The organism is Pseudomonas sp. DCA-1 (assembly GCF_046523955.1).
GTDB lineage: Bacteria > Pseudomonadota > Gammaproteobacteria > Pseudomonadales > Pseudomonadaceae > Aquipseudomonas > Aquipseudomonas putida_Y.
The window spans coordinates 1,005,345-1,028,531 of sequence record NZ_CP169881.1; the positions used below are offsets into that span (position 1 = coordinate 1,005,345).

Below are 23,187 nucleotides of genomic sequence, written 5' to 3' on the forward strand. Positions count from 1 at the left end.
CGCGCCCTGGGCTACCCTGCCTCGATGTTTTGCGAGGTCGACCATGCATATTCACATTCTCGGTATTTGCGGCACTTTCATGGGTTCGCTGGCGGTGCTGGCCAAGGAACTTGGCCACCGCGTCACCGGCTCCGACGCCAACGTCTATCCCCCGATGAGCACCCAGCTCGAAGCCCAGGGTATCGAGCTGACCCAAGGCTATGACCCGGCCCAGCTGGACCCGGCGCCAGACCTGGTGGTCATCGGTAACGCCATGTCGCGCGGCAACCCAGCGGTTGAATACGTGCTGAACAAGGGCCTGCCCTACGTCTCCGGCCCGCAGTGGCTGGCCGATCACGTGCTGCAAGGTCGCTGGGTGCTGGCCGTTGCCGGCACTCACGGCAAGACCACCACCAGCAGCATGCTGGCCTGGGTGCTGGAGCACGCTGGCATGAGCCCGGGCTTCCTGATTGGTGGTGTGCCGCAGAACTTCTCGGTGTCGGCCCGTTTGGGCGACACGCCGTTCTTTGTGGTGGAGGCCGACGAGTACGACAGCGCCTTCTTCGACAAGCGCTCGAAGTTCGTCCACTATCACCCGCGTACTGCGATCCTCAACAACCTTGAGTTCGATCACGCAGACATCTTCCCGGACCTGGCCTCGATCGAGCGGCAGTTCCACCACTTGGTGCGCACTATCCCCAGCGAAGGCCTGGTCATCCACCCGACCACCGAGCAAGCGCTGGAGCGTGTGATCGGCATGGGCTGCTGGACCCCTGTGCAAACCACCGGTGAGGGCGGCCAGTGGCAAGCCCGCCTGCTCAGCCCCGATGGCTCGCGCTTTGAAGTACTGTTCGAGGGCGAAGTGCAGGGTGTGGTGGACTGGGCGCTGACCGGCCAGCACAACGTCGCCAACGCCTTGGCCACCCTGGCAGCCGCGCGTCATGTGGGCGTGGTGCCAGCCATGGGCATTGACGGCCTGAGTGCTTTCAAGAGCGTCAAGCGGCGCATGGAGAAGGTTGCCGAAGTACAAGGTGTGACCATCTACGATGACTTCGCCCACCATCCGACTGCCATTGCCACCACGCTCGACGGCCTGCGCAAGCGGGTGGGGGAGGCGCCTGTGATCGCGGTGATCGAGCCACGCTCCAACTCGATGAAACTCGGTGCCCACCGTGACGGCCTGCCAGAAAGCGTCAACGACGCCGACCAGGTGATCTGGTATGCGCCGGCCAACCTCGGCTGGGACCTGGCTGCCACCGCCGCGCAGTGCAAGGTGCCGAGCGTGGTGGCCGATAGCCTCGAAGCGATCATCGAGCGGATCAAAGGCCAGGCTCGCCCAGGCACCCATGTGGTGATCATGAGCAACGGCGGCTTCGGCGGCCTGCACGGCAAGCTGGCCGAGGCGCTGAAGTGAGCGGGCCGGAACGCATCACCCTGGCCATGACGGGCGCCTCGGGTGCCCAGTATGGCCTTCGCCTGCTCGATTGCCTGGTACGCGAAGACCGCGAGGTGCACTTCCTGATCTCCAAGGCCGCACAGTTGGTGATGGCCACTGAGACGGATGTTGTGTTGCCGGCCAAGCCCCAGGCGATGCAGGCGTTTCTGACTGAATACACCGGCGCGGCCGACGGGCAGATCCGCGTGTATGGCAAGGAAGACTGGATGTCGCCGGTAGCCTCGGGTTCTGGCGCCCCGGCGGCAATGGTGGTGGTCCCCTGTTCCACTGGCACTTTGTCGTCCATCGCCACTGGCGCCTGCAACAACCTGATCGAGCGGGCTGCCGACGTCACCCTCAAGGAGCGGCGTCAACTGATCCTGGTGCCACGCGAAGCGCCATTCTCCACCATCCACCTGGAAAACATGCTCAAGCTGTCGCAAATGGGCGCGGTCATCTTGCCGGCGGCTCCGGGGTTCTATCACCAGCCGCAGACCATCGACGACCTGGTCGACTTTGTCGTGGCGCGTATCCTCAACCTGCTGAACATCCCCCAGGACATGTTGCCACGTTGGGGCGAGCACCACTTCGGGGTGGATGATTGAAGCGAGCACTGGCGGGGTTGCTGGCGCTTGTGATGCTGAGTGGGTGCGCCACTGTGCGCACGCTGGATGCCAACAAGCCCGGCGCACCAGTGGTGTATGCCGGTACCCGGCTGGATTTGTATGTGATCAATGGCGGGTGTTGCCCGCGGGATCATTACGGGGCGGACGCTCCGGCGTATCCGCGCCTGGATCTGCCCGGCAGCATGCTGCTCGATACCCTGTTGCTGCCGTTGTCTTTGCTGACAGCGGCCGGCATAGGCTTCCAGGCTACCGGCGGCCTGTGATGGCCTCTTCGCAGGCACGCCCATTGCTACTGTTGAGTAGTCACTGGAAGATTATCGAGACCCTGTGGGAGCGGGCGTGCCCGCGAAGAGGCCTGCACAAGCGAAGCCTAGATCCTGCCCAGCTTGCGCAACTCATCCGACTCCACAACCCGCACGCCGTCTTCTTCCTCCAGCGCCAGCCGCCACAGGGCCCGCGCCAGGGTACAAGCCTCGATTCCCCGGTACTTCCCGGGTATCAACTTGGAAAACGGCGCCACAAGCTGTTCAGTCAGCCGTGGCTCCAGCCGCTCGCCCAGCAGGAATGAGGGCCGCACGATGGTCAGCTGTGGCCAGTCCTGAGCCTTGAGCGCTTCTTCCATCTCGCCCTTGATCCGGTTATAGAAAATTGACGACTTGGGGTCGGCGCCCACTGCACTGACCACCAGCAGATGCCGCGCACCCATTTCCCGGGCACGCTTGCTGAAGGCGACCACCATGTCCAGATCCACTGCGCGAAAAGCCGATTCGGAACCCGCCTGCTTCAGCGTGGTGCCCAGGCAGCAATAGGCGATGTCGACCCGCCCGGCTAGTTGCGGAAGGAACACCGCCGGGTCGCCCACCGGGTTTTCCAGGTGCGGGTGCTCGGCCAATGGTCGGCGCGTAGGCGCCAGTACACGGGTGATGGTGGGCTCGTTGAGCAAGCGGTCCAGTAAGTGTTCACCGGTCAGGCCGGTGGCTCCGGCAAGCAGGACATGCTGAGGCGTCAAGTACATGATGTCTCTCCCTTGTTACACACAAGTCTAGTGAGTGCCGGGCGTTTTTGCCTGTTCCCTCACGTTGGCCTGTGCGGCGTTACGCAACGCTTCTTCGGCTTGTTGCTGGCGCAGGTGCTGCCAGTGCTCAAGCACGGCGGGCGGAGCCCACAGCTGCGGCTCGGAGGCCTCGAAGCCTTCCCTATGTTCTCTTTCGGCAACGCTGGCGCGCGCCAGTTCAAACGCCTGTTTCAGGTCGTCGGTCTGGTTCAGCGCTTCCGCGAACAGGGCATCGCCAAAGTAGGTGAAGTCGGCTTCTTCCGAACAACCGAAGGAGACGCGGTCGGCCCGGGCAGCGGTCATGATCAGCGTGCGCTCGTCTTTGAGCGGGGCGATATAGCCCCCTGAATAGCAGGCAGAGATGACGATTACCTTGTCGCGATCCTTCAGCGGGGCCAGGGCAGTGGCCAGCTCGTCAGCAGAAAGATCGGCCAGTTGCAGGCGGGGCTGGTCGAGCACCAGTTGGTGGTCCTGGCTGCCATGGCTGGTGAGGTAGATGAACACCAGGTCTTCGGGGCCGCTGCGCTCTGCCAGGGTGGTGGCGGCGCGGGACAGGTTCTCGCGTGTGGCCATGGGGCGTGTGGCCATGTGGTCGCGGTGGTTGACCAGCGTGACCTGGCCACTCGCGCCAAAGCGCACCTTGAGCATGTTGCTGACGTAGTCGGCTTCGCGCAGGAATACGCTTTGCTGGCCATCGCCGGCCACTACCAGGCTATACAGCTGGATCGGTGGCGCCGAGCGTGGTACCCGAGCCAGTGCCTCGTTCAGCAACCGGCCCTGGTTGAGCAAAGCCAGGTCCAGTGGGTCTGGTAGCAGCTTGCCATTCTGGTCGCGCACGCGCACGCCGTTGGCCCATGTTCCGCTTTCGACCTTGCCACTGGCCAGGATCAGTCGCCCGTGGCCATGGTAGGCATCGTTCAGGAACCCGCCGATGTACTTGCTGCCGTCGGGCAGTTGCAGGCTGCCTTGGCCCGACAGGTGCCAGTCGGCGAACTCACCCTTGTAGTGGCTGCCATCGCTGCCCAGCAGTTCCCCTTCGCCGTTCAGCGAGCCGTCCTTGAATTCCCCGATCCACACATCGCCATCGGCATTTTCGTAGCGGCCACGGCCCTCCAGGCGGTTGTCCTTGAACTCGCCGATGTACTGCTCGCCATCAACGCTGTCGTAGGTGCCGGCGCCTTGTAGCTGGCCGTTGACGAAGAGGCCGCTGAACTGGTTGCCGCTGGCATCGCTGCGCACCCCGGCGCCGTTGGGCTTGCCCTTGGCGAACAAGCCTTGATAGCGACTGCCGTCGGCCAGCTCCAGCTGGCCTGCGCCGTCGTACAGGTCGTCCTTGAACTGGCCGCGGTAGGTCTGGTCGGCTTGTTTGAGGGTGCCCTCGCCGTCGCGGCGGCCGTGGCGGAAGGTGCCGCTATAGTGGCTGCCCGGGGTGGTCAGGTCGCCCAGGCCCTGAAACAGCCCCTCGGCGAACTGGCCGCGGTAGACCTCGCCGTTCTGGCCATGCCATTCGCCCTGGCCGTGCCACTGGCCGTCCTTGAAGCTGCCGGCGTACCAGCTGCCGTTGGGGTAGTCGATTCGGCCCTCGCCCTGCAGCAGGCCATTGACCACCTGCCCCCGGTAACGCCCACCGTCAGGCAGCCGTGCGTCCGGCGGGAGCAGCGATTCGCCATCGCCACAGGCGGCGAGCAGCAGGACCAGGGTAATGGGGAGCAATGGACGCATGGCAAGGACCGGGCAATAGGTCTGCCGAGTATGACGCAGAATGGGATCCTGAGACAGCGAGCCCATGTGTCGGCGCACAGCCTTGGAACCTTGCGCGTGCCCTGTAGGAGCGGCTTCAGCCGCGAACACCGGCGAAGCCGGTGCCCTCAACCGTGTTGCTTCTTCGCGGGCGCGCCCGCTCCCACAGGTGCCACGTTGCCTTCAAGGTGCAATCAGCGCACACCCGGTGAAACGATGATCTTCACATTCTCCTCTTTGTTGTTCACCAGTTCCTCGAAGCCCAGCTCGACAATCTGCTCCAATCCGATCCGACCGGTTACCAGCGGGCGAATATCCAGACGACCATCAGCAATGAAGGCAATCACGTCGGCAAACTCGCCGTTGTACGCCAACGCCCCCAGCACCTGCTTCTCGGTGGACACCAGCTCGAAGAAGTTGAACTCGCTGGGCTCTTCGAAAATACCCACCAGCACGCACTTGCCTGCTTTGCGGATGGTGTCGATGGCCAGCTTGGCCGTATGTTTGTTGCCGATGCACTCAAAACTCACATCGGCGCCCAGCCCTGCTGTCAGTGCGCGGATTTCCGCCAGGGCATCGCACTGGCTGGGGTCCAGCACCACGTTGGCGCCAACCTCTTTGGCCTTGGCTTTGCGCGCAGAGGACATCTCAAGGGCGATGACCTGCGCCGCCCCCGCAGCCTTGGCGCACATGATGGTGCAAAGGCCGATGGTGCCGGCCCCCACCACTACAACGGTTTGCCCAAGCAGGCTGCCGGCCTTTTTCACCGCGTGCATACCCACCGCCAGTGGTTCGATCAGTGCCCCGGCTTCGGCAGGGAAGCCCTGCGGCAGCCGGTAGAGCAGGTTGGCGGGCACGTTGACCAGCTCGGCGAACGCACCGTTGTTCATCAGGCCGGTGAACGCCAGGCGCTCGCAGATGTTGTACAGGCCATGGGTGCAGTAATAGCAGGTGCCGCAATGCTGGCAGGCGTCTGCCGCCACCGGGTCGCCTACGGCATAGCCCTCCACGCCTTCGCCAAGCTTGGCGATGTGGCCGCAGAATTCGTGGCCGAGGATACACTGGCCCTGAATGCCGGTCAGCGGGTGCGGGGCCTCTACCGGGATGAACACCGGGCCGGCAACATACTCGTGCAGGTCGGAGCCGCAGATGCCGCACCAGTCCACCTTGATCTGCACCCAGCCCGGCGCAGGGTCGGCCGGCAAAGGTACCTGTTCGACACGAATATCGTTGCGGCCATGCCAGACGGCCGCGCGCATGTGGGTGTGGCTCAGGTCATTCATTGTTGTTCTCCAGGCTCACGAAAAGGGCTTAGTGCTTGCGCAGGAATGCGAGCAGTTGCTGGTTGACCTGTTCGGCCGCCTCCATCTGCACCATGTGGCCGGCCTCTGGCAGCACCAGTACTTCGGCTTCCAGGCCCTCGGCATGGCTGGCCGGGATGATCGCATCCTTGCCACCCCACACCACCAGTGCCGGGTGATTGCCCAGTACCCCGCGCAAGTCGTGGCGCTGCCGGTCGCCGTCGGCGAGCGCGCCTGCCAGCTGCTGCAGGGCCTGGTCCACACCTTCCAGGCGCTTGAACTTGAGCATGTCCTCCAGCATTTGCCGGGTGACCAGCGCCGGGTCGGCAAACAACTGCACCATCTGCGGTTTGAGTGCATTGCGGTTGGCAGCGGTGACGAAACCTTGCAAGTACTGCCCGTTGATCGCTTCGCCCAGCCCGGCGCTGGCCACCAGGCTCAGGCTGGCTACCCGTTGCGGTGCCAGGCGCGCCACGTTGAGGCTGACGGCACCGCCCATGGAATGGCCGGCCAGGTGGGCCTTGGCGATGTCCAGGTGGTCGAGCAGGGCGAGCACGGTTTCGCTCAACTCATCCAGGTCGCCCCGCTGCAGGGCTTTGGCCGACTCGCCGTGGCCCGGCAGGTCGAGGGCGATGACCCGCCGCTCGGCAGCCAGTGCCGGGTGATTGAACAGCCAGTTGTTGAGGTCACCGCCAAACCCGTGCACCAGCACCAGCGGTGTGCCGCCTTCACCCAGCTCGAACCAGCGCAGCAGACGCCCGCCTACTTCCGCCTTCTGAGGGGCCGGCCCTTGGCTCTGGTCGGTGCCGCCTTCGGCGACGAACTCGGCCTGGAAGCGCTGTACCACAGCATCGATCTCGGCCTCTTCTGCTTCGCCTTCGACGACCACCGCCAGCAGTGCGCCGACGGGCAGGGTTTCATCCGGTTTGGCCACCTGGCGGCGCAGCACGCCGTTGAACGGCGCTTCGACGCTGCTGCTGATCTTGTCGGTCTCGACGTCCAGCACCTCGTCGCCCTTGCTGATTTCGTCACCTTCCTGCTTGAGCCAGGTGTCCACCCGGCCCTCGGTCATCGACAGGCCCCACTTGGGCATGGTCAGGGTATGGATCTGGCTCATGCGGCACTCCTTGCGGCTTCGATCACCTTGCGCACGGCGGCTTCGATCTTCGCCGCGTCAGGGATGTACAGGTCTTCCAGGGCATCGGAGAACGGCACCGGAGTATGCGGCGCGGTGACCATTTCGATCGGGCCCTTGAGTGCGGCAAAAGCCTTCTGCGCCACCAACGCGCTGATGTCGGTGGCCATCGAGCAGCGCGGGTTGGCTTCATCGATCACTACCAGGCGGCCGGTCTTCTCCACACTTTCCAGAATGCTGTCTTCGTCCAGTGGGCTGGTAGTGCGCAAATCCAGCACCTCGCAGTCGATGCCCTGGCGGGCCAGGTTGTTGGCGGCCTCCAGCGCCACATGCACCATGCGCCCGTAGGTAACAAGGGTCACATCGTCGCCGTCGCGCACGAAGTTGGCTTCGCCGAACGGTACGGTGTACACCTCTTCCGGCACCTCGCCCTGCATGCTGTACAGCAGCTTGTGTTCGCAGAAGATCACCGGGTCGTTGTCGCGGATCGCCTGGATCAACAGGCCCTTGGCATCGTAAGGCGAGGAGGGGCACACCACCTTCAGGCCGGGGATGTGCGTCCATAGCGAGGTGAGCATTTGCGAGTGCTGGGCCGCCGCGCGCAGGCCGGCGCCATACATGGTGCGCATCACCAGCGGGGTCACTGCCTTGCCGCCGAACATGTAGCGGAACTTGGCGGCCTGGTTGAGGATCTGGTCCAGGCAGCAGCCGGCGAAGTCGACGAACATCAGTTCGCACACCGGGCGCAGGCCCTGGGTGGCAGCACCGACGGCCGCGCCGACGTAGCCGATTTCCGACAGCGGTGCATCAAGCACGCGGCCGGGGAATTGGTGGTACAGGCCTTTGGTCACGCCCAACACGCCACCCCAGGCGTCATCCTCGCCGGGCGCACCGGCACCGCCGGCGACGTCTTCGCCAATGATGAACACCGTGTTGTCGCGGCGCATTTCCTGGGCCAGGGCTTCGTTGATGGCCTGCTGGTAGCTGATCTTTCTTGCCATGGTGGTTCTCCTGTTGTTCTTGTAATCCGCGGCTCAGGGGTAGGCGACGTAGACGTCGGTGAGCAGGTCGGCGGGCTGTGGCTTGGGATCGGACTTGGCGCGGCGAACGGCGTCTTCGATCAGGTCCTCGACGCGGGCGTCGATGGCGTCCAGTTGCTCGGCCGTGAGCAGGCCGGCGCGGGTGGTCTTGTTGCGAAATTGCATGAGGCAGTCGCGGGATTCGCGCAGGTTCTTCACTTCATCAGGGGCGCGGTAGGTTTGCGCATCGCCTTCGAAATGGCCGTAGTAACGGCTGAGCTTGACCTCGATCAGCGACGGCCCTTGCCCGGAACGGGCGCGCTCGATGGCGGCGCCGGCGGCCTCGTATACGGCAAAGAAGTCGAAGCCGTCGATGGTGACGCCTGGCATGCCGAAGCCGGCAGCGCGGTCGGCAATATGGTCGCAGGCGACGGACCAGTTGGAGGCAGTGGCCTCGGCGTAGCCGTTGTTCTCGGCCACGAAGATGCAGGGCAGGTTCATGATCGACGCCATGTTCATGGCTTCAAACACGGCGCCCTCGTTGGATGCCCCATCGCCGAAGAAGGCTACCGACACGTCATCGCGGCCCTTGAGCTTGGCCGCCAGCGCCGCCCCGGCCACCAGTGGTGCGCCGGCGCCGACGATACCGTTGGCACCGAGCATGCCTTTTTCCAGGTCGGCAATGTGCATCGAGCCGCCCTTGCCGCCGCATACTCCGGTCTTCTTGCCGTAGATCTCGGCCATCATGCCGTACACGTCCACGCCTTTGGCGATGCAGTGGCCATGGCCGCGATGGGTCGAGGCGATGCAGTCGCTGTCGCGCAGGTGGGCCATGACCCCGGCGGCAGAGGCTTCTTCGCCGGCATACAGGTGGACGAAACCGGGAATTTCGCCGGTGGCGAACTCCACATGCAGGCGTTCTTCGAAGGCGCGGATGGTCCGCATGACTTCATAGGCATGCAGCAGTTGTTCAGTACTGAGTTGATTGGACATCTTGTTGTTCTCCGGGGTTGTCTCAACACGGGTTTGCAGGGTGCAGGCGGTGGCCGCGCGGGACGGCCAGCAAGTGGTGGCGGGCGGCATGCGCCAGCACGGCCTCGACGTCCACGCTGAGTGGGCCTTGGTGGTCGAGGGTGATGGTGGGCGTGTCATGCTCGGCAAATTCGATTTCGCGTTCGCCGTCCAGGGCCAGGGTGCCGCTGGCCAGGCTCAGGCGATGGGCGACGCCGGGCGTCAGCGGACCGCAGGCGGAGATGCCGCAGGCTTGCAGCAGGCCGGGCGCCAATGGCGCCAACAACGCCTGTTCGGCACCGGGGGCCAGGCGTACCCAGGCGCCGTGCGGATCTTGCCGTGACACCGGGCACCATAGGCCGCACAGGGCCGACAGGCCGATGGCGTGGGGTTCGGCGAAGCAGGCGAAGACTTCGCAGAGGTCCTCGCTGCGGCTGAGCGCACGGGCACCGATGAAGCGCTGCGGCGACACGGCCACCTCGACCAAGGCCCATTCGGCCAGCTGTTGTTCAGGCACGTTCACCAGTAAGCGTTTGTTGCGGCGCAAGCCGATGCTGGCCGGTACCCGGCCACTGGCAAGCAGGCCACCGGCCAGGCCCGCGCTGGTGGCTTCACGAAGTTCGGGGAAGGCGTTGTTGGTGCCGGTGGACAGGGTCAGCAGCGGCACGTCACCGGCCTCGGCGGCGACCGCCTTGTGGGTGCCATCACCACCCAACACGGCGATCATCGCCACGCCGCGCTCGACCATGCGCCGGGTAGCCAGGCGGGTATCGGCCACGGTCTGGCTCAGTGGCAGGTCGAGGATCTCGATGGCCGGCCAGTGCTGGTCACGGGCCCCTGGGCCCTGGCTGGCCTTGAGCACTGCGGCAGCGATGCCGGTCATGTCGCTGGGCAACAACACCTGGCCAATGCCGGTGGCGCCGAAAGCGGCCAGCAGGCGCTGGATAGCCGAGGCCTTGTCGGTGCTTGAATAGAGCCCGGCATTGGCGGTCAGGCGGCGCAGGTCGCGGCCAGAGGCAGGGTTGGCAATGATCCCGACAATCGGGGCGGGTAGCGGCATGGCGCACCTCATATTTTTGTTTGCAAGGGGAGGAGCAAGCGGGGTGCCAGCTTTCTTCGCGATGGCTGAAGTTGCCGGACTAGAGGGTTCTGGTCGTGTTCGGGCAGGTCTTCACGGGTGTGGCGGCGAGACGCCGGGTGCCAGCGCCGGGCCAGCGTTGCCGAGACGCTGAGACGCTGCGTCTCAAGCCAGCCGGTAATCACACAGTGCTTGTCGGGGCATGCCCAGAGGCGCTTAATGGCCGGACAACGATAAAAACAGTAACGAGAACCGGAGGGCCTGAATGCTTGCCGCGAACTCCCGAGCCCATGTGGACTGCGTCAGCAGGGTGTTGAAGAATGCCGACCGCCTGCCGCAGGCGCCGGTACCACCACTGATTCTCGATTCATGGCGTCGCTCCATGGATGTGTACCGCCTCGACCCCGGTTCTCAGCAGGGGCCGCGTATCCTTTCCCAAAGCCTGCTCAACGAATGCCGCGAACGCGCCGAGCTGTTCCTGCGCATCGCCAGCGATGCCGTGGCGCGCTTGCACGAACGGGTGCGCGGCGCTGACTACTGCGTGCTGCTTACCGATGCCCAGGGGCGAACCATCGATTACCGGGTCGAGTCGGCCATCCGTAACGACTGTCGCAAGGCTGGGCTATATCTGGGGACCTGCTGGTCGGAGGGCGAGGAGGGCACATGCGGCGTGGCGGCGGTACTGACCAGCAAGGCCCCGGTCACGGTGCACAAGCGCGATCACTTTCGCGCCGCCTTCATTGGCCTGACCTGCACAGCGGCGCCGGTGTTCGACCCGTTGGGCGAGCTGCTGGGCGTGGTTGATGTGTCGGCCTTGCAGTCGCCGGACGATCGGCGCAGCCAGCACCTGATCCGCCAACTGGTCGAGCAGACGGCCCGCGAGATTGAAAACGCCTTCTTCATGCACAGCGCCCAGGGCCACTGGGTGATGCGCGCCCACGGCACGCCTGGCTATGTGGAGAGCCAACCCGACTACCTGCTGGCCTGGGATGCCGATGGCCGCTTGCAGGCAATAAACAGCCTGGCGCGGCAACGGCTGGTGGAACGCCTGGGACGCTTGCCCGAGCACATTGGTGAACTGTTCGACATCGACCAGCTGCGCCGGGTGAGCGCGTCGTCCGCCCAGCGTCTGCCTGGTCTGGGCGGTTTGTATGGCAGGGTCAGCGCACCGCAGCAACGCCAGCGTGCGCAGCCTGTGCGCCAGGCCCAGGACACCCGCATCGAGCAGCACCTGCGGTTGGCCACGCGGGTCAAGGACTGCAACCTGGCGGTGCTGGTACTGGGGGAGACCGGGGCCGGCAAGGAAGTATTCGCCCGCCAACTGCACCAGCAAAGCCAGCGCTGTGATGGCCCATTCGTTACCCTGAACTGCGCGGCCATCCCGGAAACCCTGATCGAAAGCGAGTTGTTCGGCTATGTGGCCGGGGCCTTCACCGGGGCTTCCAGCAAAGGCATGCAAGGGCTGTTGCAGCAGGCCGATGGCGGCACGTTGTTCCTCGACGAGATCGGGGACATGCCGCTGAACCTGCAAACCCGCCTGCTGCGGGTGCTGGCGGAGGGGGAGGTGGCGCCGCTGGGGGCGGCACGGCGGGAGCGGGTGGATATTCAGGTGATCTGTGCGACCCATCGCGATCTGGCGTCGATGGTGGAGGACGGGCGATTTCGTGAAGACTTGTACTTCCGCCTGGCCAATGCCCGCTTTGAGCTACCCCCCTTGCGTGAGCGTGATGACCGGCTGGGGCTGATTCACCAGTTGCTGGCCGAGGAGGCTGCGGCTTGCGGGGTGGAGGTGGTGTTGGCGGATGACGCGCTGCAGGCGTTACTGGTTTATCGCTGGCCGGGCAATTTGCGCCAGCTGCGGCAGGTGTTGCGGTATGCCTGTGCGGTGAGTGAGGGCGGGCAGGTGCGCCTACAGGATCTGCCGCAGGAGGTGCGTGGTGAAGCGGTTGGCTCGGCTGAAAGCGGGGTGTCGTGCCCGGCCCGGCAGCTGTTGCTGGACGCGCTGATCCGCCATCGCTGGAAGCCGGCGGATGCGGCGCGGGCTTTGGGTATTTCGCGTGCGACGCTTTATCGGCGAGTGCATGAGCATCGTATCGACATGCCGCGGATGAAGAGCTAGGGGCAATAAAAAACCCCGGCACAGGGCCGGGGTTCTGGTACATCACACTACACGATCACTCCTGGTTGGCCAGTTTGTGCTCGAGGTAGTGAATGTTGACGCCGCCTTTGCAGAAGCCTTCATCACGCACCAGGTCGCGGTGCAGCGGGATGTTGGTCTTGATGCCGTCGACGACGATCTCGTCCAGGGCATTGCGCATGCGCGCCATGGCTTCGTCGCGGTCCTTGCCGTAGGTGATCAGCTTGCCGATCAGCGAGTCGTAGTTCGGCGGAACCGAATAACCGCTGTACAGGTGCGAATCGACGCGTACGCCGTTGCCGCCTGGGGCGTGGAAGTGCTTCACCTTGCCTGGGCTCGGGATGAACTTCTTCGGGTCTTCGGCGTTGATCCGGCACTCCAGCGAGTGGCCACGGATCACCACGTCTTCCTGGCGGAACGACAGTTTGTTGCCAGCGGCGATGCTCAGCATCTCCTTGACGATGTCGATGCCAGTGACCATCTCCGATACCGGGTGCTCAACCTGCACGCGGGTGTTCATCTCGATGAAGTAGAAGCGGCCGTTTTCGTACAGGAACTCGAAAGTACCCGCACCACGGTAGCCGATCTCGATGCACGCATCGACGCAGCGCTTGAACACTTCCTGGCGGGCTTTCTCATCGATGCCCGGGGCTGGTGCTTCTTCCAGTACTTTCTGGTGACGGCGCTGCAGCGAGCAGTCGCGGTCGCCCAGGTGAATGGCGTTGCCCTGGCCGTCGGACAGTACCTGTACTTCCACGTGGCGTGGGTTGGTCAGGAACTTCTCCAGGTAAACCATCGGGTTACCGAAGGCTGCACCGGCTTCGGTACGGGTGAGCTTGGCCGAGGAAATCAGGTCCTCTTCCTTGTGCACCACGCGCATGCCGCGACCACCACCGCCACCGGCGGCCTTGATGATCACCGGGTAGCCGACGTCACGGGCAATCGCCAGGGCAACTTCTTCGTCTTCTGGCAGTGGGCCATCGGAGCCCGGTACGGTCGGTACGCCCGACTTGATCATCGCGTCCTTGGCCGAAACCTTGTCGCCCATCAGGCGAATGGTGTCGGCTTTCGGGCCGATGAAGGCGAAACCGGATTTTTCCACCTGTTCGGCGAAATCGGCGTTTTCTGCCAGGAAGCCGTAACCCGGGTGAATCGCAGTGGCGCCAGTCACTTCGGCGGCAGCGATGATCGCAGGGATATGCAGGTAGGAATCCTTGGACGATGCAGGGCCGATGCAGACCGACTCGTCTGCCAGGCCCAGGTGCATCAGTTCACGGTCGGCAGTGGAGTGCACGGCGACGGTCTTGATACCCAGCTCTTTGCAGGCACGCAGGATCCGCAGGGCAATTTCCCCGCGGTTGGCGATCAGGACTTTTTCGAGCTTCCCAGACATCGTTGGCTCTCCGCGATTCAAACGACGGTGAACAGCGGCTGGTCGAACTCAACCGGCTGGCCGTCTTCTACCAGGATGGCGTCGATGACACCGCCAATATCGGCTTCGATGTGGTTCATCATCTTCATGGCTTCGACGATGCACAGGGTGTCGCCTTTCTTCACGGACTGGCCAACTTCAGCGAAGTTAGGCGAGGTCGGCGAAGGCTTGCGGTAGAAGGTACCTACCATTGGCGAACGGATCACGGTGCCTTTCAGGGCCGGGGCGGCAACAGCAGCGGCTTCGGCGGCTGGGGCAGCAGCGGCGACCGGAGCTGCGGCAGGGGCGGCAGCCATAGGCGCCGGTGCATAGAACTGCTGGGCAGCTGGAGTCTTGCTGTGACGGCTGATACGGACCGACTCTTCGCCTTCCTTGATCTCCAGTTCGTCGATGCCAGACTCTTCCAGCAGCTCGATCAGTTTCTTGACTTTACGGATATCCATTAATCATCAACTCCCAAAGGTTCGGTCAGGGGGCGAAATACAAAAAACGTATCTGAAACGTTTCTCTCGAACCCCGGCCCATTTAGGCCAGGGTTTTCATCATTTGGGCTGTGCGTTGGCAGCCAGTTGTTCCAGTGCGGACTCCAGGGCCAGTCGATAACCGCTGGCGCCCAGACCGCAGATCACCCCTACGGCAACATCGGAAAAGTAGGAGTGGTGACGGAACGGTTCGCGTTTGTGCACGTTGGACAGGTGCACTTCGATGAATGGGATGCTCACCGCAAGCAATGCGTCACGTAATGCGACGCTTGTGTGGGTGAAAGCAGCCGGATTGATCAGGATGAAGTCCACACCCTCGTTGCGTGCGGCGTGAATGCGGTCGATCAGTTCGTATTCAGCATTGCTCTGCAGGTACTGCAGATGGTGGCCTGCGGCGCGGGCACGTTGCTCCAGGTCCTGGTTGATCTGAGCCAGGGTCACGGCGCCATAGTGGCCTGGCTCGCGAGTACCGAGCAGGTTGAGGTTGGGGCCGTGGAGCACCAGTAGCGTTGCCATCTGCGGATTCCTTGGATTTGTAGGGCAATTCGACACAGCGCGGCGAGTGTGCCGTAAAGCAACGGCAAGTGTCCAGTTCCCGGCAATAGCCAGCACGATGTCCGAGGTTCGCGCGAAGTATGTGACCGGATAATTAAATCCGGTCATTCATTTCAGGATTTTTCCCGGCTCGCGGGAAGTTATAGACCGACTTTGCCGCGTACGCGCGTCAGAATCTGCGCAAATTCACCGGCATTTATCTCGCCAATCACCCGATCAGCGGTAATTTCGCTGCCGTTCGCAGCAAAAAACAGCAGGGCGGGTGGGCCGAACAGTTGGTAGCGGTCGAGCAGCTTGCGTTGCTCGGCATTACTTTCGGTGATGTCGAAACGCAGCAGTTTGAAGCCGGACAGCTGAGTTTGCACCTGCGGTGCATTGAGCACCTCATGCTCGATCACCTTGCAACTGATGCACCAGTCGGCGTACCAGTCCAGCAGCACTGGCTGGCCGGCGGCCTTGGCTTGCGCCAGGGCTGCGTCCATGGCGCCAGGTGTGGTGATGGTCTGCCAGGCATCGGCTTTTGCTGCCGGCAGACCGCCGCTGGCGGCCAGTGACGCAACCGGCAGTGGGCGCAGTGGGTCGCCCTGGCCAGTGAGGGCGCCGTACCAACAAGCCAGCGCGTACACCAGCAAGGCCAGACCGAGCAGTTGCGCCAGGCGCTGGGGCGTCGTCTTGACGACGAATTCCAGGGCGCCGAGGAACAGTGCCACACCCGCAGCGAGGAAACCGACCAGCAGCAAGGTCACAGGGCCAGGCAGTACACGGCTGAGCAAGCCGATGGCCAGCCCCAGCAGCAGTACGCCGATGGCGTTTTTCACCGTGTTCATCCATGGGCCGCTTTTGGGCAGCCAGGCCGCGCCCCCGGTGGCCACCAGCAGCAACGGCGCACCCATGCCCAAACCCAGGGCGAACAGCTTGAGCGCACCACCCAGGGCATCGCCACTGGCACTGATATAGAGCAAGGCACCGGCCAAGGGCGCCGATACACACGGAGAAACCAGCAAGCTGGAGAGCACACCGAGCACTGCTGCGCCCAGCAGCGAGCCGCCCCGGGTGTGGTTGGCGACGTTGTTCAGGCGGTTACTCAGGGCCTGGGGCAGCTTCAGCTCGAAGAGGCCGAACATGGCCAGGGCGAACACCACGAAGAACAGCGCGAAGGGAACCAGCACCCAGGCCGACTGCAGGCGCGCCTGCAGGTTCAGGCTTGCACCGAACAGGCCCATCAGTGCGCCGAGTACCGCGAAGCTGGCCGCCATTGGCAGCACGTAGGCCAGCGACAGCGCCAGGCCGCGCACGCCGCCAACCTGGCCGCGCACGCCGCCAACCTGGCCGCGCAACACCACACCGGAGAGGATCGGCAACATCGGCAGGACACAGGGGGTGAAGGTCAGGCCGACCCCGGCGAGGAAGAACAGCAGTAGCGACTTCCAGTTCCAGCCGTGTTCGCGGGTGGCCGGCGCGTTTGCAACGCCTTCGCCATCGATACTCAGGCGTGCGGTTTCCGGTGGGTAGCACAAGCCCTTGTCGGCGCAACCCTGGTAGCCCACCAGCAGGGTGAAGGCGCGTGGGTCTTTGCGTGGCAACTCGATATCGAGCACGCCGTGGTAAACCTCGACGTCGCCGAAAAATTCATCGTGCTTGGGCTCACCCTTGGGGATGTTCGGCGTGCCCAGGGTGATATCGGCCGGTTCCGTGTGGAACTGGAAGCGGTGCCGGTAGAGGTAGTAGCCATCGGTGGCGACGAAGCGCAGCTTGATGGTTTGCGCATCGGCCTGGACAAGGTTGAGCTTGAAGGCCTCGTGTACCGGCAGGAAGTCGGCGTTGTTGGCCAGCGAAGCGGCGCCGAGGGTGGCGCTGGGGCGGTTGTCGAGCAGGCCTGCGGCGAAGGCAGGGCTGGCCAGCAGCAGTAACAGCATGAAAAACAGGCGGCGCATGGCGGACTCGCGAGGTGGAACTTGCTGCGCATGATAGCGGAGTTGGTGTGGGTTGGGGCCAGTAGTGCTCGCACATGACATGTGCAGTGCCTGGGCGATCGAGCGCCGCCCGCGCGGCGCATCGCGAGCTGCGCTCGCTCCTACGTTTGTTTCGGGCCAATTTTTCCTGGGGGAGTTGCGCGCGACCCCCTTGGCGCATGGCGTGATATCGCGTCGTAAAAACAAGGCGGTCGCGCGCGCCTGTCACTGGCGTTACTGGCCCGAAACAAACGTAGGAGCGAGCGCAGCTCGCGATGCGCCGCGCGGGCGGCGCTCGATCGCCCAGGCGCTGAAAAGCTCAACTCAAACCCTGAACGCTCGCACCGCCCGGTTCAGCTCACCGCCCAGGCTCAGCAACTGTTCGCCCTGTTCACGCCCCTCGCCAATGCGTTGCAGGTTGTCTTCACCCAATTCGTGAATCCGCTCGCTGTGATCACGAATCTCGCTCACCGCGCCACTCTGCTGCGCCGTGACATCGGCAATCCGCACCGCCGTATCGGAAATGGTTCGAATGGCACAGACAATCTCATCCAGTGCCCCATCCGCGGCTTGGGCTTGATTGGCCGTGGCCTCGGCGTGTTCCAGTTGCGCGCGCATCCCCGCCACCGAACTTCTGGCGGCCTGCTGCAAGCGGTCGATCAATGCCTGAATCTCGCCGGTAGCGCCCGTGGTGCGCTGGGCCAGTGAGCGCACCTCATCGGCAACCACGGCAAAGCCACGGCCCATCTCGCCGGCACGGGCCGCTTCTATCGCGGCGTTCAGTGCCAGCAGGTTGGTCTGCTCGGCAATCGAGCGGATCACCGTCAGCACCCCGCCAATGGTTGCCGACTCTTCCGCCAGTTGCTCGATCATGCGGGCGTTGCCTTGCACTTCATCGACCAGTTCACGCAAGCCCGACAGGCTCTGGCCAATTACCGCCTGGCCTTGTTCCACGGCACGCCCGGCATCGCGACTGGCCTCGGCGGCTGCGCTGGCGTCACCGGCCACTTGTTGAATGGTCGCTTCCAGTTCGCCCAAGGCATCGCGGATCTGCCCGGTATCGCCGGCCTGGCGTTCGGCGCCGCCGTGCAGCGCGGCGCTCATGCCGGCCAGGGCGTGGCTGCTGCCGGCCACCTGCTCGGCGTTATGGCGAATGGTGCCTACCAGCTCCACCAGGTACTGACGCAGGCGGTTGAGCGACTCCTGAATGTCATGCAGTTCGCGGTTGGTCTTGCCCAGGACGATGGCCTGGGCGAAGTCGCCCTCGGCCCAGCGTGACAGGGCCGGGGCCAGGCCGGTCAGGGTGCGTGCCAGGCGCCGTTGCAGCGTGTCGATCAGTAGGGCGATCAGCAGGATCAGGCCGATCATCAGGCCTTGGATGATGCGCACCTCGGCAGCGATTTTTGCATGCTGGCCGCGTACTTCGGGCTCCAGCGCGGCGATGGCCTGTTGTACTGCTTCCAGGCGCTGGCCGGTGCTGGCGGCCAGCTCGGCGCGGCGCTCGATCTGTTCGCGGGTGCGTTGCAGTTCGGCCGGGTAGCGATTGAGCAGGCTTTGCAATTCACGCTTAAGGCCCACGGCAATGTCTTCCTGTTGGGCGCTGGCCTGGGATTCCAGGCCCATCATTTCAGCGAAGTCGTCTGCACCGGATTCGGCCGTGCGGGTTACGCCGAGCAGTGGCAGGCCGTCGACTATCTGGGCCTGGGCGCGGATCAGTTGTAGCTCGCGCTCCACCTCATCGGCCAGTTCCGGGCGGCCGCTGCTGACCAGCTTGTCGCGAGCCAACGACAGCCGGCTCAGGTGCACGGTTGCGTCGAGCAAGGGCAGCAAGTAGCGATTGGCCTCGGCGTTGCCACTGTCGCGGGCGTAGCTGGCCATTTGCTCGAAGTTCGCCCCTAGCTCCCGTTCGGCTTGCAGCAACAGGGCTTGCGGGTCGCCGGCCAGCTTGCCGGCGGCCAGCAGTTCGTTGGCGGTGAAGGCCTGCAGGCTATCCAGACTGGGGCGCAACTTCTCGGCCAGCTCAACGGGCCAGTCCGCCAGTGCGGTCTGCAACTGCTGGTTCGCCTCCATGGCGGCGGCCTGGCGCAGGGCATCGCCGTTGCCCAGGTAGGCCTGGATATTGCGCGCCGCCTGGTTCTGAAACTGCTGGGACAGGCCCAGATAGCGCTCCATCATCTGGTAGGGGCGCTCGAGGGCGCGCTGCGACCACCACAGGGTGGCGCCCAAGGCGATACACACGGTCACCAGCAACAGGGTGTTGAAATTGGTCAGCCACTTCAGGCGCATAGCCACGAACTTCCTGCGCAGGGGAGAGGTAGGCGCCTGAAGTTATTGCGATTTTGTGACGGGGTGATGACGCCAGGGGCTTGGAGTCAGAAAAAAGTGGCACAGTGCCTCTATTGGTATGGCCGGCACAGTGAGTGCGAATCTCAGGGCTCTACACGAACGACGCAATTACGCCCCGCATGCTTGGCCCGGTACAGCGCCTCGTCCGCTGCACTGGCCATGGTCAGTGCATCCAGCCCCTCGTCCAGTTGCACCACCCCTGCACTGAAGGTGCACTGCAAGTCCCGCGGCTGCGCCGGGTAGAGAATTTCGGCAAAGCGCCGGCGAATTTCGTCCAGCACCTTGTGTGCGGCATCCAGCGCGGTATTGGGCATGACGATGGCGAACTCCTCGCCACCGTAGCGGCCAATGAAATCGGTCTTGCGCAAGCGCTGCTTGAGGAATAGAGCAAGGCTCTTGATCACTCGGTCGCCCATGGGGTGGCCATGGCGGTCGTTGATCTTCTTGAAGTGATCGATGTCGAGCATGGCAAAGCTCAACGGCTGCTGCTCACGGCGGGCGCGGAAGCTGCAGTCTTCCAGCAGCTGCAGGATATGAGTGTGGTTGTACAGCCCGGTCAGGCTGTCGCGAACCATGCGCGCCTTCAAATGGCGGGCGCGGGCGGCGCGGTTGCGCACGGTAGTGATCAGGTGGCGTGAGCGAAACGGCTTGGTCAAAAAGTCATCACCGCCTTCGCTCATGGCATCCAGTTGCTTGTCCAGGTCGTCCTCGGCAGACAGGTAGATGATCGGCACACTCACATAACGGTCACTGTGGCGGATTACCTTGGCCAGCTCCGGGCCGGTGCAGGCCGGCATGTACAGGTCAAGGATGATCAGGTCGGGCTGGAAGTCGGCAAGCTCTGCCATCGTGCGGATCGGGTCGGTCAGGCTGCGGGTGAGCATGCCGGCGCCGGCCAGTACACGCTCGGTGTACAGGGCCTGGGTGCGCGAGTCGTCGATGATCAGCACGCGCAACGGGTCGTGCGGGGCGGTGTTGGTCAGCAGTTCGACCTTTTCCAGCAAGCTGGAAGCTTCCAGGCTGCCGGTGAGAAAGTCCTGGCCACCGGCGCGTACTGCGGCAAGGCGGGTTGGGGTGTCGGCTTCGTGATGGCTGAAGAACAACAACGGAATGGAGCGTGCCAGGCCCTGCTGCACCTGGGCGGCCAGCAGCAAGCCCAGGCCGGCGCCGGTGAAGTCGACATCCATGATGATGGCCGACGGCGGGTACTCGCTGATCGAGGCGAGAAACGCTGCGGCGCTGGGCAACGCTTGCACTACCAGACCAAAGAATTCCAGTTGCTGGGCCAGGCGCTGGGCACGCTCGTGGTCCTGCAGCAGGATGTACACCGGTTTGCGCACGGGCAGCAGCAGCTGGTCGAGCGGATCGTCCTTGCGCAGGCCGTTACGCGTCAGCGGCTGGACGGGGCACTGCGGGCTTGGCTCGACTGCTTGGCTCATGTCCTGGCTACTTATAGGTTGGGATGTGCAGGGGCAATGATGGCTCTATGCTAGCAGCTCTTTTCAAGTGCGTGAGTGCCCTGCGTCAACAAAGCGGGTAGAACGAATATTCAGTTGCTGACTGAATGGTCGCTTATGCGTACGGTGGTGTCTGCTTTATAGTGCTGGCATGCGGGCTTACCGTGGCACCCTAGCGCAGGCCTGTGGTCAAAGCCCCTGAACCGTCGTGACTGATTAAGGACAAAGCCATGCTGGACTGGAAAAACCGAGAGGCCAAAGCCGAGCCCCGTGAGCGTGTCGACGGGCGCGGCGCTGCCGCCCGTAGCTACCTTGGCGGCCTTTGGAGCCGTGCCTTGGGGACCCTGATCGGGTTGTACCTGCTGGTGTGTATCGGCCTGGGCTGGTACTGGAGCCAGGAGCCGGCTCTGTTCCCGGTGCAGCAAAACGCCCAGGCTGCAGCCGAACGTGCTGGCCAGCAGATGGTGGTGGGCTATACCACCGTCGAAACCCTCAAGACCGTGGCCAACACTTTGCTGAACAAGCCGGGCGGCTACATTTCCAACGACCGCTTCCCGCCGGGGCTGTGGATGGACAACATGCCAAGCTGGGAATATGGCGTGCTGGTCCAGGTCCGCGACCTGTCCCGTGCTCTGCGTAAAGACTTCGCCCGTTCGCAGTCGCAGTCTACCGAAGACGCCGACCTGGCCAAGGCCGAGCCCCGCTTCAACTTCGACAACAAGAGCTGGATTCTGCCTTCGAGCGAGTCGGAGTTCGAAGAAGGCATCAAGTCGCTGACCCGCTACCAGACCCGCCTGGCTGCCGGCGACAAGGGCGCGATCTTCTATACCCGCGCCGACAACCTGAACAACTGGCTGGGTGACGTGGCAACCCGTCTGGGCTCGCTGTCGCAGCGCCTCTCGGCCAGCGTTGGCCGGGTCAAGCTCAACTCCACGCTGAAGACCGAGTCGGTCGTTGCCGGCCAGGCGCCGCAGGTGGATGAGGAGCTGGTGGAAACGCCATGGCTGCAGATCGACAACGTGTTCTACGAAGCCCGCGGCCAAGCCTGGGCGCTGTCGCACCTGCTGCGTGCCATCGAGGTGGACTTCGCCGACGTGCTGGCGAAGAAGAATGCCACGGTCAGCGTGCGTCAGATCATCCGTGAGCTGGAAGCCTCGCAAGAGCCGCTGTGGAGTCCGATGGTGCTCAACGGCAGTGGCTTCGGCATGTGGGCCAACCACTCGTTGGTCATGGCCAACTACATTTCCCGGGCCAACGCCGCGGTTATCGACCTGCGTCAGTTGCTGTCGCAGGGTTGATGATGGCTATCAGCCCAGCCGAGGCCGCCCATCGGGCGGCTTCCGACCGCGAGCTGGTGACCTGGGTGGACGAAACCGACCAGGTACTGGGCGCCTTGCCTCGTGCCGAGCTGCGCGAGCGTGGCCTGATCGGGCGCTGCACATTCATTCTGCTGTTCAACAGTGCCGGTGAACTGTGTGTACACCGCCGTACGCTGAGCAAGGCGCTGTACCCGGGGTATTGGGATGTGGCGGCGGGCGGCATGGTCGCGGCTGGCGAAGCGTATGCCGAGTCGGCCGCGCGCGAGCTGGCCGAAGAGCTGGGCATCGAGGGCGCCGAGCTGCGCTTTCACGAGCGGTTCTACTTCGACCAGCCTGATAACCGCTTGTGGTGTGCGGTGTATTCGGCGGTGTCGGATGCACCGTTGCGGTTGCAGCCGGAAGAGGTGATCGAGGCGCGCTTCATCGGTCTGGAACAGGCTGAGCAGGAAAGCCTGAGCAAGCCTTATTGCCCGGACTCGTTGGCGGCGTTGCAGCGCTATAAGGCCACTTTGTAGGCTCGGGTTTGCCCGCGAAATACCGGCCCAGACACCCGTTTCGCAGGGCAAGGGCTTTGCCCTTATTCGCGGGTAAACCCGCTCCTACACAATCGCCGTATTTATCGTTACACTGCGCGCCCTTTTCGGGCTGCCGCAATTCTTGCAGCAGTAGCGCCGCCCCTGCCAGAGTGGGGCTTCGCGGTCGGCCTCAACCCCAAGGCACGACCAGTTTTTGTCCTCAGCACCGAGGAACAAAAGTGGCCAAGAAAGCTTCTTCCTTTTCCGCCCTTGGCGGTCTCGTGTACTCCACCGACGCCGGTCGGCACTGCCCCGACTGTGGCCAGCCGGTGGACGCCTGCACCTGCAAGCAGCAAATCATCCCCGAAGGCGACGGCATTGCCCGCGTGCGCCGCGAAAGCAAAGGCCGTGGCGGCAAGACCGTGACCACCGTCACCGGCGTGCCGCTGCCGCCCGACCAGCTCAAAGAACTGGCGACCACGCTCAAGCGCCGCTGCGGCACCGGCGGCGCCCTGAAGGACGGGGTTATCGAGATCCAGGGCGACCATGTCGAGCTGTTGATCGGCGAGCTGACCAAACAGGGTTTCAAGGCGAAAAAGTCCGGCGGCTGAGGC

General features: G+C 63.9%; 20 protein-coding genes. 7 read left to right on the forward strand and 13 right to left on the reverse strand.

Annotated features, from left to right (window positions below):
* Positions 1-43 precede the first annotated feature (43 nt).
* The 3 genes from mpl to ACE4QZ_RS04925 are packed head-to-tail and all read left to right on the forward strand — an operon-like array spanning position 44 to position 2,303.
* Positions 44-1,393, forward strand: coding sequence for a UDP-N-acetylmuramate:L-alanyl-gamma-D-glutamyl-meso-diaminopimelate ligase (mpl, locus tag ACE4QZ_RS04915; protein WP_003255349.1), 1,350 nt, complete (start codon positions 44-46; stop codon positions 1,391-1,393).
* Positions 1,390-2,019 (forward strand): flavin prenyltransferase UbiX, encoded by a 630-nt coding sequence (gene ubiX / locus ACE4QZ_RS04920; protein ID WP_021783952.1) that lies wholly within the window; start codon positions 1,390-1,392, stop codon positions 2,017-2,019. Before mpl ends, ubiX begins: the two co-directional genes overlap by 4 nt.
* Positions 2,016-2,303, forward strand: coding sequence for a YceK/YidQ family lipoprotein (locus ACE4QZ_RS04925; protein WP_021783953.1), 288 nt, complete (start codon positions 2,016-2,018; stop codon positions 2,301-2,303). Before ubiX ends, ACE4QZ_RS04925 begins: the two co-directional genes overlap by 4 nt.
* Positions 2,304-2,410: 107 nt before the next feature.
* On the opposite strand, the gene ACE4QZ_RS04930 is transcribed toward ACE4QZ_RS04925, so the two are convergent.
* From ACE4QZ_RS04930 to ACE4QZ_RS04960, 7 genes are all read right to left on the reverse strand, one after another.
* Positions 2,411-3,055, reverse strand: coding sequence for an oxidoreductase (locus tag ACE4QZ_RS04930; RefSeq protein WP_021783954.1), 645 nt, complete (start codon positions 3,053-3,055; stop codon positions 2,411-2,413).
* A 27-nt stretch (positions 3,056-3,082) separates the two neighbouring features.
* Positions 3,083-4,816, reverse strand: a complete 1,734-nt coding sequence (locus tag ACE4QZ_RS04935; RefSeq protein ID WP_021783955.1) for a C13 family peptidase — start codon at positions 4,814-4,816, stop codon at positions 3,083-3,085.
* Positions 4,817-5,028: 212 nt separating this feature from the next.
* Complete coding sequence (locus tag ACE4QZ_RS04940) at positions 5,029-6,093, reverse strand: 2,3-butanediol dehydrogenase (protein ID WP_223279163.1); 1,065 nt, start codon at positions 6,091-6,093, stop codon at positions 5,029-5,031.
* 52 nt (positions 6,094-6,145) lie between these two features.
* Positions 6,146-7,252 carry an acetoin dehydrogenase dihydrolipoyllysine-residue acetyltransferase subunit gene (locus ACE4QZ_RS04945; RefSeq protein WP_135192545.1) on the reverse strand — a complete coding sequence of 369 codons (1,107 nt, stop codon included), beginning with the start codon at positions 7,250-7,252 and terminating at the stop codon, positions 6,146-6,148.
* Complete coding sequence (locus tag ACE4QZ_RS04950) at positions 7,249-8,271, reverse strand: alpha-ketoacid dehydrogenase subunit beta (RefSeq protein WP_021783957.1); 1,023 nt, start codon at positions 8,269-8,271, stop codon at positions 7,249-7,251. Before ACE4QZ_RS04950 ends, ACE4QZ_RS04945 begins: the two co-directional genes overlap by 4 nt.
* A gap of 33 nt (positions 8,272-8,304) precedes the next feature.
* A complete protein-coding gene (locus tag ACE4QZ_RS04955; RefSeq protein ID WP_010951830.1) occupies positions 8,305-9,282 on the reverse strand; it encodes a thiamine pyrophosphate-dependent dehydrogenase E1 component subunit alpha in 978 nt (325 codons plus the stop codon).
* 22 nt (positions 9,283-9,304) lie between these two features.
* The gene (locus tag ACE4QZ_RS04960; protein ID WP_135192546.1) at positions 9,305-10,360 is read right to left on the reverse strand and encodes an ATP-NAD kinase family protein; all 1,056 of its coding nucleotides are present in this window, start codon (positions 10,358-10,360) and stop codon (positions 9,305-9,307) included.
* Between the two features lie 283 nt (positions 10,361-10,643).
* Here ACE4QZ_RS04960 and ACE4QZ_RS04965 point away from each other — a divergent pair, with 283 nt between their 5' ends.
* On the forward strand, positions 10,644-12,497 hold the full coding sequence (locus ACE4QZ_RS04965; protein ID WP_238090217.1) for a sigma-54-dependent Fis family transcriptional regulator: 1,854 nt from the start codon (positions 10,644-10,646) through the stop codon (positions 12,495-12,497).
* A gap of 55 nt (positions 12,498-12,552) precedes the next feature.
* Here the strand turns inward: ACE4QZ_RS04965 and accC are convergent, their stop codons facing one another.
* The 6 genes from accC to ACE4QZ_RS04995 form a co-directional block, all read right to left on the reverse strand.
* Positions 12,553-13,908, reverse strand: coding sequence for an acetyl-CoA carboxylase biotin carboxylase subunit (gene accC / locus ACE4QZ_RS04970; RefSeq protein WP_003255333.1), 1,356 nt, complete (start codon positions 13,906-13,908; stop codon positions 12,553-12,555).
* Between the two features lie 17 nt (positions 13,909-13,925).
* Positions 13,926-14,390 carry an acetyl-CoA carboxylase biotin carboxyl carrier protein gene (accB, locus tag ACE4QZ_RS04975; protein ID WP_021783960.1) on the reverse strand — a complete coding sequence of 155 codons (465 nt, stop codon included), beginning with the start codon at positions 14,388-14,390 and terminating at the stop codon, positions 13,926-13,928.
* 99 nt (positions 14,391-14,489) lie between these two features.
* Positions 14,490-14,945, reverse strand: a complete 456-nt coding sequence (aroQ, locus tag ACE4QZ_RS04980; RefSeq protein WP_003255330.1) for a type II 3-dehydroquinate dehydratase — start codon at positions 14,943-14,945, stop codon at positions 14,490-14,492.
* 179 nt (positions 14,946-15,124) lie between these two features.
* Positions 15,125-16,918: a protein-disulfide reductase DsbD gene (locus tag ACE4QZ_RS04985; protein ID WP_410480403.1), complete on the reverse strand. Its 1,794-nt coding sequence runs from the start codon at positions 16,916-16,918 to the stop codon at positions 15,125-15,127.
* A gap of 342 nt (positions 16,919-17,260) precedes the next feature.
* On the reverse strand, positions 17,261-19,222 hold the full coding sequence (locus ACE4QZ_RS04990) for a methyl-accepting chemotaxis protein (RefSeq protein ID WP_410480404.1): 1,962 nt from the start codon (positions 19,220-19,222) through the stop codon (positions 17,261-17,263).
* A 143-nt stretch (positions 19,223-19,365) separates the two neighbouring features.
* On the reverse strand, positions 19,366-20,721 hold the full coding sequence (locus ACE4QZ_RS04995) for a diguanylate cyclase (RefSeq protein WP_028697777.1): 1,356 nt from the start codon (positions 20,719-20,721) through the stop codon (positions 19,366-19,368).
* Between the two features lie 248 nt (positions 20,722-20,969).
* On the opposite strand from ACE4QZ_RS04995, the gene ACE4QZ_RS05000 reads away from it, so the two are divergent.
* The 3 genes from ACE4QZ_RS05000 to ACE4QZ_RS05010 all read left to right on the forward strand — a co-directional run bounded on the left by ACE4QZ_RS05000 (position 20,970) and on the right by ACE4QZ_RS05010 (position 23,184).
* Positions 20,970-22,037 carry a DUF2333 family protein gene (locus ACE4QZ_RS05000; RefSeq protein ID WP_021783964.1) on the forward strand — a complete coding sequence of 356 codons (1,068 nt, stop codon included), beginning with the start codon at positions 20,970-20,972 and terminating at the stop codon, positions 22,035-22,037.
* Positions 22,038-22,039: 2 nt separating this feature from the next.
* The gene (locus tag ACE4QZ_RS05005; RefSeq protein ID WP_021783965.1) at positions 22,040-22,573 is read left to right on the forward strand and encodes an NUDIX hydrolase; all 534 of its coding nucleotides are present in this window, start codon (positions 22,040-22,042) and stop codon (positions 22,571-22,573) included.
* 239 nt (positions 22,574-22,812) lie between these two features.
* Positions 22,813-23,184, forward strand: a complete 372-nt coding sequence (locus ACE4QZ_RS05010; protein WP_003255318.1) for a translation initiation factor Sui1 — start codon at positions 22,813-22,815, stop codon at positions 23,182-23,184.
* The last annotated feature ends 3 nt before the right edge of the window (positions 23,185-23,187 follow it).